This window comes from Rhizobium sp. 01L410 (assembly GCF_056400165.1).
The window spans coordinates 253,196-272,450 of the sequence record NZ_JBFTST010000002.1 but is presented as its reverse complement, the minus strand read 5'-3'; the positions used below and the strand labels follow the sequence as shown (position 1 = coordinate 272,450).

The window sequence follows — 19,255 nt, the reverse complement described above, 5'->3', positions numbered from 1 at the left end:
GATTCCCCGGCATGCGCCAAGAAGGCACGCTAGCTGCAATAGACCCGGCCGCTCTTGCGGTCTCTCAGATCGAAGTGGAAGTGATTCCAGTGTTCGGGGTTGCTGCCGGGGCCAAGCACCGTGTTGAAATATTTGCAGCTGTCGCTGCGCACGGCTTTCAGCAGCCGCCCTTCGCGGAAAGAGAAGAGCCCCTTCTTGCGGATATCGATCTCGTGACCGTTCTTCAGCACGAACTTGCCGACATCGATCGCATTGCCATGCGCATGCTCCGACATCGAATTGTATTTCTGGCGGCTGTTGTTCATGCGCCGGCAGGAATAACCGCCGAGCGGCTCAATAGTCTTGATGCCCGACCAGTAGCGAAAGCGTGCCGACGGCGCGAGCTCGTTCTTCACCCACTTGGCGAAGGCGAGCGTCACCTGGCAGTTCAGCGTCACAGCAGGCCGGACGCCGATATTGCCGGAAAGCCCCTGCAATGAGATTGGGTAAGGCACCTGGCAGGCGGGACCATTGGAGATCGCCGGCTTGTCGGTGAAGACCACGCCCATGCGCTTCAGTTCGCGGCGGCAGGAAAGCTCCGAGGCCGGCATCACGCTCGGATCAGCGGGTATGGCCGGCGTGCTCATCATAGGATCGTTCGGCCTCAGCATCGCCACTTCCTGGCTCTCGTTCTCTTCGGGAACGCGCTGCGGGGCAACGACTGCGCTGCCGTCATTCCAGGCGGCGGCCTGGTTCATCTCGGCCTGTGCGGCCGGGCGCGGCATGTGGCGCTGGTTGGTCTGAACAGGCGCATCTGTGCCGATGCCATCGACAACGGGCTCGGCCGTTTCACCTTCGGCGATCTGCTGCTGTTGCTCCTGGGCAAGGCCGACGACCGGTTCGGCGCCGAGTTCGGAATCCATGTTGACGCCGCCCTCGGGAACGGAAAGCTGGCGCGTGCCGCCCCAGTTGCCAGGCTCATTCTGCGAACGCGGCACCTGTTGCTGGGCAAGCGCCTCGTCACTGTCGATCATCGGCAGCTTGCGGCCGGGTGCTGGAGCGGCATCGCTGGCGGAACGTCCCTCGCCCGCAAGGTTCGGCGTATCGAGGTAATCGACCGATCCGCCGGCGCGCGAGACGGGCGCCGCAGCGGGATAGGACTGCGCCGTTTCCATCGGCGCCATGCGCATGGCGGACTGTCTTGGCGGAGAAATGGAGCTGACTTTGGTGCCGCGATCGACATTGGCAGGCGGCACGAGGCCGTCACTGATGGAACAAGTCGTAAGCGCCGTGGAAACCAGCGTGGTCAGCACGATACGCCGCAGAAGAGAGACAGACACAATACCCTCCATCGCCCCGCAGCCCTGCTTGCAACCTGAAGAATTCCAATCAAATTTAAATAAAACTGGTGAAGGAAAGCTTACCCCTGGTGGAAAAGGCGGTTTCCCGCCTTTTCCGGATGCTCTCAGGCCGCCCGGTTATAGGCGCGCGGCGCCGCCGGCTGGCTCTGGCCGAGGCGGAAGTTGGAGAGCAGCGTGCGCAGCTGGTTACTCTCGGCAGCCAGCGTCTGGCTGGCTGCGGTCGTCTCCTCGACCATCGCAGCGTTCTGCTGCGTCATCTGATCCATGTGATTGACCGAGGTGTTGATCTCCTGCAGCCCGGTTGCCTGCTCGCGCGCCGCCGTGGCGATCGAATTCACGTGGTCATTGACCTTGTTGACCAGCGCCTCGATTTCCACCAGCGCATCGCCCGTCGAGCGGACAAGGGAAACGCCGTTGCCGACTTCCGCAGCCGAGTTGCTGATCAGTGTCTTGATCTCCTTGGCGGCGTTTGCGGAGCGCTGCGCCAGCTCGCGGACCTCCTGCGCAACGACGGCAAAGCCGCGGCCGGCCTCGCCCGCACGCGCCGCCTCGACGCCTGCATTGAGCGCCAGAAGGTTGGTCTGGAAGGCGATCTCGTCGATGACGCCGATGATCTGGCCGATACGGCTGGACGAATCCTCGATCCGGCTCATCGCCGCAACGGCATTGCGGACGATCTCGCCCGACTTGCCGGCGCTGGTCTTGGTCTCGGACACCATCTCGCGCGCTTCCGTCGCCCGCTCGGAGGCTGTGCGGACGGTCGCCGTGATCTCGTCGAGCGCCGCTGCCGTCTCTTCCAGAGCGGCCGCTTGCTGCTCGGTGCGCTTCGAAAGATTGTTGGTCGCTTCGCTGATATTGGCGGCGCTGTCGTTGACGATATGGCTCGATTCCGAAATCGCCTGGATGACGCTGCTAAGCGCACCGGCAGCCGCATTGAAATCCGAACGCAGCTTGGCATATTCCTCGCCGAGATCGCCGACCGTGACCGTCAGATCACCGGCGGCAAGACGCTCGAGGCCCTGGCCGAGCGCCATCATCGCGTGGTTCTGGCGTTCGGCGGAGCTACGCATCCGCTGCTCGCTGCTGCGGCGCTCACCATCCAGCTCGCGCTGACGGGAATCCTCGCGTGATCGCATCTCGCTACGCTCGATCATCGAGTCCCGCAGGACAAGCAGCGCCTTGGCCATGTGGCCGATCTCGTCACGGCGTTCGCTGTCAACCACTGCGGCAGTGGAGTCGTCGGCAGCAATGGCATGCATCGCAGCACCGATCCGCGCAACCGGACCGGTAACACTGCGAACGATCGCATAGGCAATGAGCAGGGTGACGATAGCGCCCGCACCACAGAGCAGCGCGGCCCATAGTGCGTTCTGGCGATAAAGCGCAGCAAGGTCGTCGCCATAGACGCCTGTGCCGACAACCCAGCCCCAGGGCTCGAAGCCGGCAACATGCGAGTATTTCAGAACCGGCTGTTCGGCACCCGGCTTGGGCCAGTAGTAATCGACGAAGCCCTGGCCATGCGCCTTGACCGTATTGACGAACTCAACGAACAGGAATTTGCCGTTCGGATCCTTGTTCTGCGACAGGTCGGTGCCATTAAGCTCCGGCTTGATCGGATGCATCACCATGTTGGGATGCATGTCGTTGATCCAGAAATAGCCGCTGTCGCCGTAGCGCATGGAGGCGATGACATCCTTGACCGCCGTCTGCGCCTGTTCGCGCGTCAGCGTGCCGTCCTGCTCCATCTTGTAGTATTTCTTCATGATGTTGATGGCCGTCGCATCCATCTGCGCCAGACCGGCTTTCCGCTCAGCCTCGAGCTCCGAGTAGGAATAGTTCAGGAAGAAAGCCATCACGCCGACGAAAATCGCCAGTGTAAGCCCGACAAGCCCGTAGAGACGGGTCGAAATCTTTGTATTGCGCACGAAGTCCCCTCGCATTCACGCACTGATGATCGGCGCAAATTCTGCAGGGCATGTCTTACCGGCCAGTGAAGCATTATTAGCTCGACTTCACATAACGTAACGGAAACAACCTTCCTGAACCGCCATGCAAGAGATAAATATATGAATTCTATTATATTTAAGCTCAGCGAATTTTTTGCGGACTGCCAAGAATAAAAATTGTCCGGTCAGCCATGGAAGACACACGGAGCACTGTTCCAGCCGTGGGATCCCAAGATCTTACGATACCGCGCCTCCCCCATTTTGAGTATTTCGCTCGCCATCTTAACGCGTCTTGGCGGACACGAAGGGATTGGGGCTCGCGTCTGGGGTCGCGAGCCCCTTTTAACCACGAGGGGGAGCTCCTATGACGGAACGCGCAATCGGTTTTCTGGTAGCCGCCGAGCTTTCGGCGCTCTTCTGGGCCGCACTCTTCTTCACGCTCGGCCGTCTCTGAGAATCCCTCCCTGCATAACCACCGCATTGCCCTTGCCATCCGGCGGTCAAGCCTGCCATCTTCACCCTCCGTGACATGACAAGGACTTGATGATGAACGACAGCCCGAAGCCGAAAGGTGAACTGACCCTCCGCACGCTCGCCATGCCCGGCGACGCCAATCCGGCGGGGGATATTTTCGGCGGCTGGGTCATGGCGCAGATGGACTTGGCTAGCGGCATCCGCGCCGCCGAGCGCGCCCGCGGCCGCGTCGTCACCGCCGCCGTCAAGGAAATGGCCTTCGAACTGCCGGTCAAGATCGGCGATACGCTCTCCGTCTATACCGATATCGACCGCGTCGGCCGCACTTCGATCACCCTCTGTGTCGAAGCCTGGGCGCACCGTTCCCGCTATAACAAGATGGAGAAAGTCACCGCCGGCACCTTCATCATGGTGGCCCTCGACGAAAACGGCGCGCCGAAACCTGTCCCTGCCGAGTGACTTGGCTCTCATCAGGCTCGCAGGAACTGCGAGCCCTTGTCAAAACTCAACCCCGGAAACATCTTCGCCGTCAGGTCTTCGGCAGTAACATCGAACTGCCGGTAGAGCATCGCCGCGGCGATCTCCCGAACATCGGCCGTCGGCATCAGATCGCGGTCGTCGAGTAATTGGGCATCGCCGATCCCCGGCCATTTGCCGAGGATACGGCCGCCGTTGATAGCTCCGCCCGCAAGCAGCGCGCAACCGCCCGTTCCATGATCCGTACCGCCCGAGCCATTCTGGCGAACTGTGCGGCCGAACTCGGTCATCGCAAGGACAACCGTCTTCGACCAGATATCAGCGCCTAGCGTGGTTTTCAGTGTGTTGATCGCTTCCGCCAGATCCTGAACTGGCCGCTTGAACTGCGCGGCTTGCCCGACATGCGTATCCCAGCCGGTGATCGAGAAACTGGCGATCCGATAGTCGCCCTTCAGCATGTTGCCGGCAAGCGCGGCGACATCGGCGATCTTCTCGCCTCGCTTGCCGTCGGGTTCGGCGATGATCGCCGCGCCATTGGCCCGGGTCGCCTCCTCCATCGCCTTGGCAAAGGCGGGGTCCCCGGCATAGAGCCGCATCAGAAACTGCATTTCGTCCTTGGCGGTGCCGAGATTGGAATCCGATGCCCACACATCGACATTGTTCGGACCTGAAAGGATCAGCTCCGTCGATGTGTTGACGTCGATCGCCTTGCGCGCATCCGAGCGCGGGATGACGGCGAGCGCCCTGTTGAGCCAGCCGGTCTTTTCTTCCGCCACATGCTCGCCGCCCGATTCCAGCATATCCTGCCCGTCGAAATGGCTGCGCTGGTCGCGATAAGGCGTAGATACCGCATGGACGAAGGCCAGCTCCTTCGATTTCCACAATGGCAGAAGATCGGCAGCCGCCGGATTGAGGCCGAAATGACCGTCGAGATCGATGAGCCCCTTGTCCGGCGTCAGCGCCAGTGTCGGACGCAGCGTTGCAAAACTGGCCTCGCCATAAGGCTGCACCAGATCGAGCCCGTCCATGGCGCCGCGCAGCACGATGGTGACGAACCTGTTATCGCCCGGCATGGCGGCGAAGGTGACGGGCGTGAAAACCGGAGCAGCGGCGAGACAGCAGGCGGAGGCCAGAAAACCGCGGCGGGAAAGCAGAAACTCTGTCATGGCCGGTCTCCTTATCGGCGGTTGAATTCGGGTGAGGCAAGAACCAGCGTCAGCCCGCTGACCTTGCTCGGCGCCTGCGAAACGACCCGGATCGTCTCGTCGCGCGCCGCATCGCCGAGCGTTGCCTTGAGGAAGTCGCGAGGATCCTCGTCCTTCCCGAATTGCGCCGAAGCCCGCCGGGCCCAGGCGAGCCGCTCGGCAAGCTGGCTTGCGGTGATCCAGGCGCCGAACGTCTCCTCGAAACCTGCGGGGCTCGGCGGCAGCCAGACCGGCTGGCCCATACGGCGTAACGCACCCTGCCCCAAAGCTCTGGCGGTTTGAGACGCCTTGCGCCGCTTGACCGCCTCTTTGCCCGCGGGATCGGCAGGCGCCACGCTCTTCATCACATCGCCGGCAGTCATGTCCCTGGCCGGTGCGGCCATGGCGGCATCGGCATCGTCGTCATTGTCCTGATTGGCTTCCATGAAACTCCCGGCATTCAGCGCCCGCAGCCCGGCGACCACGAAATCGAAAGGCTGGCGCGCCTTCGAGCCTTCGTCGCGCCAGGCGGCCGGGTGGTCGAGCATCGCGCCATAGACAGCCGTCAGATCGCCGTCAGTGCGCTTCCAGACATCTGCCATCGCCGCGATCATTTCGGACGGCGGCTGATCGGAGATGAAATGGATGCAAAGCTTGCGGCAGATGTGCTCTGCCGTCTTCGGATGCGCCGCGAGGTCATCCAGCATCGCGAGGTAGTCCTTGCGCGTTCGCCGTTCACCGCCGTAGGAGATGCCAAGCACGCTATGCTGTCCGGGCTCGGAAAGACGCGGACGAAAGACGGTATCCACATCGTCACGATCCACGGTAAGCCCAGTCAGTACCATGGCGGCGCCCCGCACGTCGGCCTGCGTATAGCCGCTGCCTGTGCCGAGCGTGTGGAGTTCCAGCAGTTCGCGCCCGAGATTTTCGTTGAGGCCTTTCCTCTGCCGTATCCCGCCGGGCGAATCCGGCCCCTGAGACTGTGCCTGATCGAGATAGATCAACATCGCCGGATGCTCGGTCGCCGCCCGCAAGAGATCGCGGAACGAGCCGCCGAGATTCGGACGGATCGCCTCGGCCTCGTAGAGTGGCACGATCATCCGCATCGGCAGGCTCTTGTTGGCGCTGGTCGAGAAGTGGTTGGTCCAGAAGGTCGCCAGCCGCTCGTAAAAACCGTTGGCCGAAAGCACCGGCTGCATCAGTCGCTGATTGGCATCGCGCTGGAACCCGCGCTGCACTTGCCGTTGCAGATCGCGGCGCCGGTCGCGGCGCTCGCCCTCGTCGCCGCCGGCGTTGGCATCCTGACGCATCGCTTTCAGCTGATCCTGCAGCGCCGTCAGCCGCTGGCGGCATGCATCAGCGCCGCCGGCCGGAAAAGACGGCGGGCTCTGCGCCCCGGTCTTCAGCTGGCCGAGAAGCGCCTGGATGTCCTGCGGCCCAGACTCGCCGGGCCGGAAGCCATAACCGAAACGGATAGCCGCCATCGTCTGAAATGACACGCTCATGGCCGATCACCTCATCATCACCTGATGGTGACAAGGTCTCAACCAAATGCGACTGCATTCAGGCAGATTGCAGACATGGACTATTTGTAATTATTGGGTTTTCGGCCCGCTGAACCGACAGATGCAACAGCATGCTGCTCCAACTCCTCGATCGGAATATACACATCCGTCTCGCCTGCCTTATGATCGGGATGCGAGACCTTGGCATCGATATCATCGGGCAGAGCCAGCGCCTGCTCCGTGTTCATGATGCCCATCGGCACCTTGCCTTCGGCGGTGGATACGACGACTTCGACGAGTGGTTTGTTCTTCTGCATTATTGATCTCCGGTTCTGGAAACCAACGCAGAACGCCTCCACCCGTTCCCCGCTGGCCGGTCACTCGATGTTACCGGCCGTCATGAGGCCACCACCTCGCCGTTGAAAAATACCACGCGTTTTGATGTCGCGGTTGTGTCCGGCGCGATAGGGGCTGCGCGTTTGAAACGCAGATCCAGCCAGCCGACAGTCGATGCCAGATCCCAATCCTCTCAGCGAATATATGCGCGTCGTGCGCACGCTTAACCTCTACAAGCTTCAGCTTCTTGCAATCGAGTCCAAGCTTCGCAAGGGCGGCACGCCGGCGCGCAAGAGTTTGCTGGAACAACGCCACGGCGACATTTCGGCCGAGATGGAAGTGCTGCGAGCAGAAGGCGATGACTGGCTGGACAAGCTCCGCCGCCGCGTCCGCTGAATCACGCCTCGGCGATCCGCAGTCGCAGGGTGGCAAGCGACCGCTCGGTCTCGCTGATCTCGTTGCGGACGAGCGCTTCCCGTCTGTGGTCCATTCCGCCCCCGGCGAGTGCAGCATCGACAAGCTCCAGGATGCCGGTTGCGTCGACAACCACCCGCGTCGCGATGCGCTGGAGGCCGATCGTCTCGGCCGGCTGGCCATCGTGGCCCGCGGCATCAGGCACTGGACGGTCGGCTGCCACGAAACCCGTTTCCTTCAGCAGGCAATTGACGAGCCGCACATCCGGTACCGCCCGCACCAGGGCATTGATTTCGTCGGCCGAAAAGCAGGTCCGGTTGATCAGCCTCGAATGCAAGACGGCATAGGTCATGCCGAGCGCCGCGGCCACCGCCTCGATACCCGGCTTCTTCTCGACGACGAGGACGGTATAGGCGATATCTGCAAACTCGCGGCCGCGCTCTGCCATGGTCCACTCCCTCTATGGGAAGAGTGTCCATGCAGCGGAAGGCAATGGCAAGTGGCAACGTGCCGTTGAAAAGACGGCGCCGATTTGATGGAACTCGCATGCGCGGCCGGCTAGGCAACCGGCGCGCTGCGATCACCACCCCGGTCGCGGCGAAGGCCGCCCGTCCGCTTACGCCGCATCGCGGGCGGCCGCATCCTCATCCGCGGAAGATGAAGGACGCGCCGAGCGCAATGAGCGCAAAGCCGATCGCGTGGTTCCAGGTCAGGTTTTCGCCGAGCCAGAAGATCGAGAAGCCGGCGAAAACGATCAGCGTGATCACTTCCTGCATCGTCTTCAGCTGCGCCGTCGAATAGACTTCCGAGCCCATCCGGTTGGCGGGAACGGCGAGGCAATATTCGAAGAAGGCAATGCCCCAGCTGGCAAGAATGGCCAGGAAAATGGCGCTGCTCTTGTGCTTCAGATGCCCGTACCAGGCAAAGGTCATGAAGATGTTGGAGGCAAAAAGCATGATGACCGGCCAGACGGCGGCGGGGCTCAGCGAAAACGGCATATGAGAATCCTTGGAAGGCGTGACTGCTGGCGCCAGCATGTATCCCGAAATTCGCGCTCTTCAAGCCCCGCGGAACCCATTGGGCGCATTTGAAGAAAATCGAAGCGGCCCTGCCGCAGGCGCGGAACTTTTGATCCGGGCCGCCGTTCATGGCGAGCGCCGGAAGCGGCCCGCAAACGGCGGAGCCACCTTCAGGACACCACCGTCCTGAAGGAAGAGCAGAGATGCCATCGCCGCAACAATCCGCCCTCAGCCGCCGCTCGCTGGTCGCGTTGGCAACTCTCAATTTCTTTCTTGCCGACGCCCGCGACGGACTGGGGCCGTTCCTTGACGGCTTCCTCGCCACGCATGGCTGGTCGCCGATGACGCTCGGCATTGTCGCAACGCTCGGCGGCATCCTAGGGCTGATCGCCACGCCGCTGTTCGGCGCCTTGGTCGATGCCTCGCCACACAAACGGCTGCTGATCATCATCCCGGTCATTCTAGTCACCGCCGCCGCACTCTGGACGCTGGCCAGCCCCGGAAACGCCTCCGTCTTCGGCGGCCAGTCGGCAACCGCAATTGTCGGGGCGGTGATCGGCCCAGCGCTGATGGGCCTGACGCTTGGTCTCGTCGGCGAGGCGGCCTTTCCGGATCAGGTGGCGCGCAACGAATTCTGGAACCATGCCGGCAACGTTGTCTCTCTGGCCGGTGTCTATCTCGCTACGCTGCTTTTCGGGCTCAACGGCATCATCTGGCTGATGATTGCGACGGCCATCGCCACGGTCGGCGCCACGCTGGCGATCGATCCGCGCAGTATCGACAACGCCGTCGCGCGCGGTCTGGCCCACGACGACGGTACACCCGGCCCATCCGGCTATTCAATCATCGCCAGCTCGCGCGGCCTCATCCTGCTCGCCGTCACGTTGCTGATCTTCCATTTCGGCAATGCGCCGATGAGCCGCCTGATCGCCCAGGATTTTTCGATCCAGCTCGGCACACCCTTCCGCACGACGGCAATCGTCACCGGCGTCTCTCAACTGTCGATGATCGCCATGGCGCTGGCCGCACCTTTCCTGATCCGCCGCTTCGGCCTCGCGCTCGTCTTCATCATAGCGCTCTGCGCCCTGCCGCTGCGCGGTGCCATCGCCGGAAGCTTCGGCAACTTCGCAGCGATCTATCCAGTGCAATTCCTCGATGGCGTCGGCGCCGGACTGATCGGCATCGCCACGCCGCTTGCCGCCGAGCGCATCCTCTCCGGCACCGGACGCTTCAACGCCGGCCTCGCCGCCGTCATGACGGTCCAGGGCATCGGCGCATCCCTCAGCAATATCGTTGCCGGCTGGCTGACCAAGGAAGGCGGCTATGCGCTCGCCTACTGGGTCCACGGCGCCGCAGCCATCGCCGCCATCGGGGTGTTCTGGTATGCGCGGCGGGCCATCGTGCCGGAGCGCCCGAAGGCCCGGACACTCGCGCCAGCCGCTACCACCGCGGCCCTCTAGATCGCCACATCTTATTGTATTCAACTCGTTTCAAATCACCCAGCGGCTTCGCAATCGAAAAAGCTCGCCGGCTTCGTCTCGTACGCCGCATTGGAAACGGTGCAGAAACGGCATGTCCGCTGGTCAGCAAGAATTCATTGGGAAAGGCAATGGCGAAATTTATCGCCTTTGTGATGCCGGCCATCGTGTAAACCGCATCATAAAAAGTCGCAGTGGAACGCAATACCTGACCACCGCAAGGAAAGATTAGAAGACGCTGGTTAAGAAAAGACTACAATCGGCAAAGATCGGCGGCGGACGGCTCGCGTCCGCCGCAGTTACTCAGGCCCGGAATGCGCCTTCTGGCGTCTCGGCCTTCGCCGCGCCAAAGCGCACATCCTTTTTCTCGTAGCCGAAGCCCGCAAGCAGCGCGACGACGGCGGCGACAATCGCCGCGACGACGAGCAGCGCTGTGGCATAGTCGCCGTTCCAATGGGCGGCCAGGCCCGCCTGCATCGTTGCATTGCCCGAGGCCAGCAGATTGCCGAGCTGGTAGGCAAAGCCCGGGAATGTGCCGCGCACTTCGTCCGGCGACAGCTCGTTGAGATGCACAGGCACGATGCCCCAGGCGCCCTGTACGAAGAACTGCATCAGGAACGCGCCAAGCGCCAGCAGCACTGGCCCGGGCGCGTAGACCCATAACGGTGCCACGGGGATCGCCAGCAGCGCCGCGATAACGATCGCCTTCTTGCGGCCAATCCGCTGCGACAGCGCACCGAAGAACAATCCGCCGCAGATCGCCCCGATATTGTAGACGATGGCGATCGCCCCGGTCGTGTAGCTGTCATAACCGCGCTGCGTTTCCATGAAGGTCGGATAGATATCCTGCGTGCCATGGCTGAGGAAATTGAACGCCGTCATCAGCAGCACAGACCAGATGAACAGTGGCACGTTTTCACGCAGGATGGTCAGGAACGGCCTGCGCCCTTCCCGCTGCCTTCGCAGAAAGGCCGGGCTCTCCTCGACATTGCGGCGGATATAGAGCACCAGCAGCGCCGGCAGAGCGCCGACGAAGAACATGCCGCGCCAGCCGATAACCGGAAACAGCAGGAAGAAGACGATCGACGCCAGCAGATAGCCGGACGGATAACCGGCTTGCAGGATACCCGAAACGATCCCACGGGATTCGTCGGGCACCGTCTCCATGACGAGCGAGGCGCCGACGCCCCATTCCCCGCCCATGGCGATGCCGTACAGCGCCCGAAGGATCAGGAACATCGTCAGCCCGGTCGAAAAGCCGGTCAGGAACTCGAAGATCGAATAGAGCAGCACATCCGCCATCAGCGTGACGCGGCGGCCGAACCGGTCTGCCGCCAGCCCGAAGACCAGAGCACCGACGGCGCGCATCGCCAGCGTCAGGAAGATTGCCGCCGAGACGGCCGGAACGTCGGTGTGAAATTCTTCGGCAATGTGTTTGAGAACGAAGACGAGAATGAAGAAATCGAAGGCATCGAGGGTCCAGCCGAGATAGCTGGCGATCAGCGTATTGCGCTGCTGCGGTGTAAGTGCACGCAGACTTGCCAATGCGGACATCTGTTGTCCTCCATCCGAAAACGGCGGCGAGGCGGGGCAATTCCGGATGCCGTCGGAAAGAGTGCCCTGGAAGCGGGCGGGAGCGCTGTTTGAAGACAGCGGATCACAACGTCAGCGCTGCTGACATTGTTCCCCCAAGCTGACTGCGGCATTTTGGCAGGCCTTGGAAGGCTTTAGCGGCCGGCTGGCCGGGATGCGACGAGCGCCGGACGGCTCGGCTTTGCGGGCGTGGAATCGATTGCCTGAACCGGCGCCGGGCGGCCGAGATGATAGCCCTGCGCATAGTCGATCCTGAGCTGGCGCAACAGCGACAGCTGATCCGCCGTCTCCACGCCTTCAACGAGGATCTTCGGTCCACGGTTGCGGATCAGCCCGACGATGTCTTCGAGCATCGCCTTGCCGCGCGGCGTGGCGCTGCCATGCAGGAACGAGCGGTCGATCTTGACGGTGTCGAAATCGATGAGGCGCAGCCAGGAGAGGCCGGCAAAACCGGTGCCGAAATCGTCGAGCCAGATCTTGATGCCCAGAGTCTTCAGATCGCTGATGCACTTCAGGACGTCGGCATGCATTTCCATTTCCTGGCCTTCGGTGATTTCGAAGGCAAGGCGGTTACCGGCAACGCCGGTCTCATAAAGCACGGCGGCAACGCTGGCAGCAAAGCCCGGCATACGCAGCTGGATCGGCGAAACGTTGACGCTGGCGATCTGCGCCAGGTTCGGAGCCAAAACCTCGCGGCAAGCCGTCTGGATGACCCAGCGGCCAAGCTCGAGAATCATGCCGGTACGCTCGGCAATCGGGATGAACAGGCTCGGCGGGATCGAGCTGCCATCCAGCGTCTTCAGGCGCATCAGCGCTTCGACCGCATCGCGGCGGCCGGTGCGGATATCCTCGATTGGCTGGTAGACCAGCGAAAGCAGATCCTGCGCCACGGCGATCCGCAGCAGGGCCGCGATATTCTCGCTCTCGTCGCTGCTGAACGGATCGTTCGGATCGAACAGGCGGGCGCAGTTGCGACCGGCCGCCTTCGCACTGTAGAGCGCCCGGTCGGCCTCGTGGATGATCTTTTCCAGCTTGCCGCTCTGGTCACGCGTATAGGCCGCGCCGACGCTGACGGTAACGATCGAGGTGCCGTCACGGCGCTCCTCGTGGATCAAACCCATCTGCTCGACCGTATCGCGAATGCATTCGGCCAGATCGGTCACGCGCGCGACCTCGTCGAACTGCGCCAGCACGATGAATTCCTCGCCACCGTAGCGGCCGATCGACGCGCCATAGGGCTCGATCGCGTCCTTGATGGTGCGCGCAACATGAATGAGGCAGCGGTCGCCTTCCTGGTGACCATAGCCGTCATTGAACTTCTTGAAGAAATCGACATCGACGAGGATGGCGGTGAAGCCGACGCCCTTGCGCTGCCATTCCTTCCAGTAGTCGCGCAGCCGCTGGTCCACGGCCCGGCGGTTTTCGAGACCGGTCAGGTAATCGGTGTTCGACATGCGAAGCAGCGCCTCGCCGCGATCCGTCGCTTCTTTCTGCTGCATCCTGGCTTCAAGCGCATTGAGGAAGACGTGATAGCGCTCGTGGTTCAGCTTCCAGTTCACATAGGAGGTGAAGACGAAGCACGACACGTAGAACATGCCGAAGGCCATGGCGTAGACGCTCGTCGGCCAGAAGAACAGCAGCGAGATCAGGAAGGTCACCAGCACCGCGCTGGAGGCCAGAACCGAAAGGCCGAACCGGAAATTGAAGAACTGGTTGGCACCCATCATGAAGATGGCGCCGAAGATCATGTAATAGGAAAGGCTGTCGGCATGGACGGTGCGCACGGCCGGAAAGCACCAGATCGCGAAGCCCAGCACCAGCGCCAGCGCACTGGTGCGGTCGAGCCACTGGATACTTTTCTTCAGATAGACTTCGGCTTCCAGGAACAGCAGCGCGAAGCTGCCCACGCTGACGCGGGCCAGAATCGTGAAGGCGGCAACATCGGGGATCAGCAGCAGGTCGGTGGCGGAAAACAGAATATAGACGATAACCGCGATCCACAGCCCCTGCCGTGTCGCCATCTTTCGTTCAGCTTCCCCCTCGATGCGATAGAGATCCCGCAGTTCGCCCGGCGTCGGCCGCAGCAACTTCGGTTCAAGATCGATCTCTGCCGCATAGGCAATTTCGTGCTTCATGCACTGTTCCACCGCTCCGTACTACGCTTCGCCAGAGCTCTCCGCTGATACTCTGGGCGGAATTGACTGACGCATTCGTGCGGTTCGCTTAGCCCCTTCTGATGAGGAAGCACGGCAACACCGGCAATCTAATACCACCAAAATACAGGGGCTCGATTAAAGCTTGCTAAATGAGCGGCAGACCGGCGCCGTTAATCATGTTTATGGATTTCAATGGTTAATGAAAAGTTTCTCGCTAATGTACAATTCAAGGTAACGCCCAAAACGATACAGGTGTGACCCGGTAATATAACCCCAATTGATTAGAGGACGTATCGCGTGACCCAGCCCAAGATGGATTTCGACGGCCATAGCCTTATTACGCCCAAAGCCATAGCGACCGAGCTCGAAGCGCCGAAGAGCGACCGATTCGAAGAGCATCTGGCCATCAGCAAGGGTGAAGTCGCCCTGCTGCTCGAACTGGCCCGCCAGCAGTTTGCCAAATCCGAAGACCCGACCAAGATTATCGATCGCGTCACGATCTCGCTGCATGAGATGCGCGCCCGCATTCATCCGCGCGTCTGGCAGGAACTGGTGCCGCTGATCCAAAATCACGCCGTCACCAGCTATTTCCTCGAGGATCCGCTGACCAAGTGGTCCTGGGACAAGCCGCGCGGCTATTCCGGCGATGCCACACTGCTCGACTTCATCTACCGCCACGAAAGTGTAATGGATAAGGTCGCCGCCGCCTCCGATCTCGGCAAGGCGCTGTTCGAATATACCAGCACCGCGCCCTCCTCGCAGGCCAACTGGGACCGCCGCGACATCCTCGCCCGCCAGGTCGATGAAGTCGCCGCCGAACGCGGCCCGGGCACGGAAGTGCTGAGCGTCGCCGCCGGCCACCTGCGCGAAGCCGCCTATTCCGAAGCGATGAGGCAGAAGGCGCTGAAGCGCTGGGTCGCTCTCGACCAGGATCCGATCAGCATCGGCACCATCGCCCGTGATTTCCAGGGGACGGCCGTCGAAGCGATCGATGGTTCGGTGCGCGAACTGCTGATGCGCCGCTCCAACCCCGGCACTTTCGACCTCGTCTATGCCTCCGGCCTCTACGACTATCTGGTCGATCGCGTTGCCATCAAGCTGACGCAGCGTTGCCTGGAGATGGTCAAGCCGGGCGGCACCTTCCTGTTCGCCAATTATTCCTACCCGATCCTCGTCGACGGCTATATCGAGACCTTCATGAACTGGGCACTGCTGCTTCGTTCGGAAGCCGACATGTGGAAGATCATCCACGAGGCGACGGCGGGCCAGGATTGCGAATCCAAGGTCTTCTTCGGCAAGAACCGCAACATCGTCTACGGCGTCATCAAGAAGCGCGGCTGAGACATTTTTAGAGCATGACAAAGCCGGCCGGGGGCACCCCGGCCGGCTTTCTGCTTGGCGCCATTATTCGCCGAATCCGAACGATTCATTCGTTTCCCTTTTGTACCCTTTGCCTCTTCACTTTCGCGCTGACTCTCTCCATATTCCGGCCATGGCAAAACCGACGAAGAAATCCCCCGCCCCGAATGGTTTCGAGGAAGCTCCCCAGTCGTCTTTCGAAGGCGTCCCGCTCGAGGGTTCCGTCGCCGATTGGGTGAAGCAGCTGGAGGCCGATGCGGAGGCATCCTCCGTCGAGACGCAGCGCCAGATCGCCTCGAAAGCCGGCAAGCACCGCAAGAAGGTGGAGATCGCCGCGTCGAAATCCGCCCGCGGCACGTCGATGGGCGGCTCGACCGACCCGAAGACCCGCGCCGCCGCCGGTCTCAATCCCGTCGCCGGCATGGACACGACGCTGGAAGAGGCCGCCTCTCTGCAGGCAGGCACCGCCGTGACGGCGACCGTCGAGGCGCTGTCGGCGCTGATCGAATCTGGAAATCCGCTGCACAAGAACGGCAAGATCTGGACGCCGCACCGACCTGCCCGCCCCGACAAGTCCGAGGGCGGCATCACCATCCGCATGGACTCCGAATACAGCCCCGCCGGCGACCAGCCGACGGCGATCCGCGACCTCGTCGAAGGCCTGGAGAACGGCGACCGCAGCCAGGTGCTGCTCGGCGTCACCGGTTCCGGCAAGACCTTCACCATGGCCAAGGTGATCGAGGCGACGCAGCGCCCCGCCGTCATCCTGGCGCCGAACAAGACGCTGGCCGCCCAGCTCTATTCCGAATTCAAGAACTTCTTCCCCGATAACGCCGTCGAATATTTCGTTTCCTACTACGACTATTACCAGCCGGAGGCGTACGTCCCGCGTTCCGACACCTATATCGAGAAGGAATCGTCGATCAACGAGCAGATCGACCGCATGCGCCACTCGGCGACCCGCTCGCTGCTGGAGCGCGACGACTGCATCATCGTCGCCTCGGTCTCCTGCATCTACGGTATCGGCTCGGTCGAGACCTACACCGCCATGACCTTCCAGATGGCGGTCGGCGACCGCCTGGATCAGCGTCAACTGCTGGCCGACCTCGTCGCCCAGCAATACAAACGCCGCGACATGGATTTCACCCGCGGCTCGTTCCGCGTCCGCGGCGACACGATCGAAATCTTCCCTGCCCACCTGGAAGACGCGGCCTGGCGCATCTCGATGTTCGGCGACGAGATCGACGCCATCACCGAGTTCGACCCGCTGACCGGCGCCAAGACCGGCGACCTGAAATCGGTGAAGATTTACGCCAACTCGCACTATGTCACCCCGCGCCCGACGCTGAACGGCGCCATCAAGTCGATCAAGGAGGAGCTGAAGCTCCGCCTCGCCGAACTCGAAAAGGCCGGCCGCCTGCTGGAAGCCCAGCGCCTGGAGCAGCGCACCCGCTACGATATCGAAATGCTGGAGGCCACCGGCTCCTGCCAGGGCATCGAGAACTATTCGCGCTACCTGACCGGCCGCGACCCCGGCGATCCGCCGCCGACGCTATTCGAATATATTCCTGACAACGCCATCGTCTTCATCGACGAAAGCCATGTCACCGTGCCGCAGATCGGCGGCATGTACCGGGGCGACTTCCGGCGCAAGGCGACGCTGGCCGAATACGGCTTCCGCCTGCCCTCCTGCATGGACAACCGTCCCTTGCGCTTCGAGGAATGGGACGCCATGCGCCCCGACACGATCGCCGTCTCGGCGACCCCCGGCGGCTGGGAAATGGAACAGTCCGGCGGCGTCTTCGCCGAACAGGTCATCCGCCCGACCGGCCTCATCGATCCGCCTGTCGAAGTCCGCTCCGCCCGCTCCCAGGTGGACGACGTGCTCGGCGAAATCCGCGAAACAGCCGCCAAGGGTTATCGCACGCTCTGCACCGTGCTCACCAAGCGCATGGCCGAGGACCTGACCGAATATCTGCATGAACAGGGCGTGCGCGTCCGCTACATGCACTCGGATATCGACACGCTCGAACGCATCGAGATCATCCGCGATCTTCGTTTGGGTGCTTTCGACGTCCTCGTCGGCATCAACCTCCTGCGCGAAGGCCTCGACATTCCCGAATGCGGCTTCGTCGCCATCCTCGACGCCGACAAGGAAGGTTTCCTGCGCTCCGAGACCTCGCTGGTGCAGACCATCGGCCGCGCCGCGCGTAACGTCGACGGCAAGGTCATCCTCTATGCCGACAACATCACCGGCTCGATGAAGCGGGCGATGGAGGAAACCACCCGCCGCCGCGAAAAGCAGATGGCCTACAATGCCGAACACGGCATCACCCCGGAATCGGTCAAGGCGAAGATCTCCGACATCCTCGACAGCGTCTACGAGCGCGACCACGTCCGCGCCGACATTTCGGGCGTCAACGGCAAGGGCTTCGCCGATGGCGGCAACCTCGTCGGCAACAACCTGCAGGCCCATCTCAACGCGCTCGAAAAATCCATGCGCGACGCCGCCGCCGACCTCGACTTCGAAAAGGCCGCCCGCCTGCGCGACGAGATCAAACGCCTCAAGGCCGCCGAACTCGCCGTCATGGACGACCCGATGGCCCGCGAGGAAGCCAAGTCGATGGAAGCCGGCAAGCGGGATGCTGCGAGGCTGCGGTCGACGGCGTCAGCGCCGAAGCTAGAAAATGGAGCGAGCGGCGCCCCCCAGCCAATCTCCCCACCTGTGGGGGAGATGGCCGGCAGGCCAGAGGGGGGCGATCTTGCTCAGCCCTCCTACTTCCGCCGCAATGACCTCGACGAAATGACCGTCGGCCGCACCGAAAAACCGGTCAGCGGAAAGCTGCCGGAAAAGCCGGATGCTTCAAAGAGCACCAAGCGCTTCTCGCCCCTGCTCGAAGGGCAAGCGGAGCGCTCCCCTCATGGTGAGGAGGCCCAAAGGGCCGTCTCGAACCATGACGTCCGCCCGCTGGTGCGCGGCAAGACAGGTGTCGGGAGCTATGAGGATTCGGGCGAGCAGAAGCGCAAGAGCCGGACGAAGGGGAAAACGGGGCGGCCGGGGCGGTGAGAGCCGCCGATCACTTAAGACATCTCAACCATGAGCTTTATTTAAAAAGCTCAATTTTCAATTGACGTATGCGATATTATGAAGACAGATGACAGCGATTGGGAGAAGAATATGCTGTCAGCAAACGAAAAGATTTCGGTCTCAATATCACTGGGAGAAAGCCATTTTCGCGAATTCAAAAGTGCCTACCACGGCGCTCCCGGAAAGAAAATTGCCAGACCATTGAGAGACGTTTGCAAGGATATCGCTGAGGCACTCGTCGCATTCGCCAACGCCGATGGAGGCGAAATTTTAATCGGGGTAGAGGACTCGGGAGAGATCACCGGCTCACAGTGTTATGATACCGTAGCCATTGAGACTATAATGGAGGCTCCGATAACGCATGTGCTTCGCACAACACCTTTGCAATCGGTAAAATCAAGCATAGAAACAATAAATGGAAATACAGTTATTTCCTTTAGTATACCAAAATCAACAAAATACATACATCAGACATCAGATGGGAGATGCCTAAAAAGAAACGATCTCGAAACAATACCAATTTCAGCCGAATCGATTCAGCTTGATAGATTCGAAATATTGTCGAGAGAGTTCGATAGGCAATTTGTAGATGGTGCCAGCGTTTGGGATCTAGATGCAGACCTATTGCAAATAACGGGAGATCAAATCTCCAAAGGAATGAGCGCCGAGAAATCTCTTCAGTACCTCGGGTTGGCTGAATATGGTGGGCCGGAGATAGGATTTCGACTGCGTCGCGCAGCGCTTTTACTCTTCGCAAAAGATATCACGAAATGGCACCCCAGATGCCAAGTGCGAATCATGAAAATCGACGGGATCAACCTAGCACTACTTTGGCAGATTCGGGCAAGGCTGGTTTGAGATGATTTGTGCTCTCTTCATTTGAGGG

At 61.5% G+C, this 19,255-nt stretch carries 15 protein-coding genes; 6 read left to right on the top strand and 9 right to left on the bottom strand.

Annotation, left to right across the window (positions count from 1 at the left end):
- Positions 1-29 precede the first annotated feature (29 nt).
- Together AC1DV9_RS05860 and AC1DV9_RS05855 are read right to left on the bottom strand one after the other, a co-directional pair.
- Positions 30-1,331, bottom strand: a complete 1,302-nt coding sequence (locus tag AC1DV9_RS05860) for an extensin-like domain-containing protein (RefSeq protein ID WP_477946672.1) — start codon at positions 1,329-1,331, stop codon at positions 30-32.
- Between the two features lie 113 nt (positions 1,332-1,444).
- Positions 1,445-3,265 carry a methyl-accepting chemotaxis protein gene (locus AC1DV9_RS05855; protein WP_477946670.1) on the bottom strand — a complete coding sequence of 607 codons (1,821 nt, stop codon included), beginning with the start codon at positions 3,263-3,265 and terminating at the stop codon, positions 1,445-1,447.
- Between the two features lie 567 nt (positions 3,266-3,832).
- Here AC1DV9_RS05855 and AC1DV9_RS05850 point away from each other — a divergent pair.
- Positions 3,833-4,219: an acyl-CoA thioesterase gene (locus AC1DV9_RS05850; protein ID WP_112516033.1), complete on the top strand. Its 387-nt coding sequence runs from the start codon at positions 3,833-3,835 to the stop codon at positions 4,217-4,219.
- An 11-nt stretch (positions 4,220-4,230) separates the two neighbouring features.
- On the opposite strand, the gene AC1DV9_RS05845 is transcribed toward AC1DV9_RS05850, so the two are convergent.
- The 3 genes from AC1DV9_RS05845 to AC1DV9_RS05835 all read right to left on the bottom strand — a co-directional run bounded on the left by AC1DV9_RS05845 (position 4,231) and on the right by AC1DV9_RS05835 (position 7,243).
- Positions 4,231-5,403 (bottom strand): DUF1501 domain-containing protein, encoded by a 1,173-nt coding sequence (locus AC1DV9_RS05845; protein ID WP_477946668.1) that lies wholly within the window; start codon positions 5,401-5,403, stop codon positions 4,231-4,233.
- 11 nt (positions 5,404-5,414) lie between these two features.
- Positions 5,415-6,926, bottom strand: coding sequence for a DUF1800 domain-containing protein (locus AC1DV9_RS05840; protein ID WP_477946666.1), 1,512 nt, complete (start codon positions 6,924-6,926; stop codon positions 5,415-5,417).
- A gap of 80 nt (positions 6,927-7,006) precedes the next feature.
- A complete protein-coding gene (locus AC1DV9_RS05835) occupies positions 7,007-7,243 on the bottom strand; it encodes a hypothetical protein (protein WP_477943118.1) in 237 nt (78 codons plus the stop codon).
- 193 nt (positions 7,244-7,436) lie between these two features.
- On the opposite strand from AC1DV9_RS05835, the gene AC1DV9_RS05830 reads away from it, so the two are divergent.
- Positions 7,437-7,658 carry a hypothetical protein gene (locus AC1DV9_RS05830; protein ID WP_112539343.1) on the top strand — a complete coding sequence of 74 codons (222 nt, stop codon included), beginning with the start codon at positions 7,437-7,439 and terminating at the stop codon, positions 7,656-7,658.
- Position 7,659: 1 nt separating this feature from the next.
- Here the strand turns inward: AC1DV9_RS05830 and AC1DV9_RS05825 are convergent, their stop codons facing one another.
- Together AC1DV9_RS05825 and AC1DV9_RS05820 are read right to left on the bottom strand one after the other, a co-directional pair.
- Positions 7,660-8,124, bottom strand: a complete 465-nt coding sequence (locus tag AC1DV9_RS05825; RefSeq protein WP_112539345.1) for a phage regulatory CII family protein — start codon at positions 8,122-8,124, stop codon at positions 7,660-7,662.
- Positions 8,125-8,320: 196 nt separating this feature from the next.
- Positions 8,321-8,674, bottom strand: a complete 354-nt coding sequence (locus AC1DV9_RS05820; protein WP_112387466.1) for a DMT family protein — start codon at positions 8,672-8,674, stop codon at positions 8,321-8,323.
- A 224-nt stretch (positions 8,675-8,898) separates the two neighbouring features.
- Here AC1DV9_RS05820 and AC1DV9_RS05815 point away from each other — a divergent pair, with 224 nt between their 5' ends.
- On the top strand, positions 8,899-10,155 hold the full coding sequence (locus tag AC1DV9_RS05815; RefSeq protein WP_477946664.1) for an MFS transporter: 1,257 nt from the start codon (positions 8,899-8,901) through the stop codon (positions 10,153-10,155).
- Positions 10,156-10,476: 321 nt separating this feature from the next.
- Here the strand turns inward: AC1DV9_RS05815 and AC1DV9_RS05810 are convergent, their stop codons facing one another.
- Both AC1DV9_RS05810 and AC1DV9_RS05805 read right to left on the bottom strand, forming a co-directional pair.
- Positions 10,477-11,727 carry an MFS transporter gene (locus AC1DV9_RS05810; protein WP_477946662.1) on the bottom strand — a complete coding sequence of 417 codons (1,251 nt, stop codon included), beginning with the start codon at positions 11,725-11,727 and terminating at the stop codon, positions 10,477-10,479.
- A 173-nt stretch (positions 11,728-11,900) separates the two neighbouring features.
- Positions 11,901-13,901 (bottom strand): putative bifunctional diguanylate cyclase/phosphodiesterase, encoded by a 2,001-nt coding sequence (locus AC1DV9_RS05805; RefSeq protein WP_112387149.1) that lies wholly within the window; start codon positions 13,899-13,901, stop codon positions 11,901-11,903.
- A gap of 318 nt (positions 13,902-14,219) precedes the next feature.
- On the opposite strand from AC1DV9_RS05805, the gene AC1DV9_RS05800 reads away from it, so the two are divergent.
- The 3 genes from AC1DV9_RS05800 to AC1DV9_RS05790 all read left to right on the top strand — a co-directional run bounded on the left by AC1DV9_RS05800 (position 14,220) and on the right by AC1DV9_RS05790 (position 19,227).
- Entirely contained in the window at positions 14,220-15,263 is a 1,044-nt protein-coding gene (locus AC1DV9_RS05800) for a class I SAM-dependent methyltransferase (RefSeq protein WP_477946661.1), read from the top strand.
- A 151-nt stretch (positions 15,264-15,414) separates the two neighbouring features.
- Positions 15,415-18,348 (top strand): excinuclease ABC subunit UvrB, encoded by a 2,934-nt coding sequence (uvrB, locus tag AC1DV9_RS05795; RefSeq protein ID WP_477946659.1) that lies wholly within the window; start codon positions 15,415-15,417, stop codon positions 18,346-18,348.
- Positions 18,349-18,426: 78 nt separating this feature from the next.
- Entirely contained in the window at positions 18,427-19,227 is an 801-nt protein-coding gene (locus AC1DV9_RS05790) for an AlbA family DNA-binding domain-containing protein (protein ID WP_477946657.1), read from the top strand.
- The last annotated feature ends 28 nt before the right edge of the window (positions 19,228-19,255 follow it).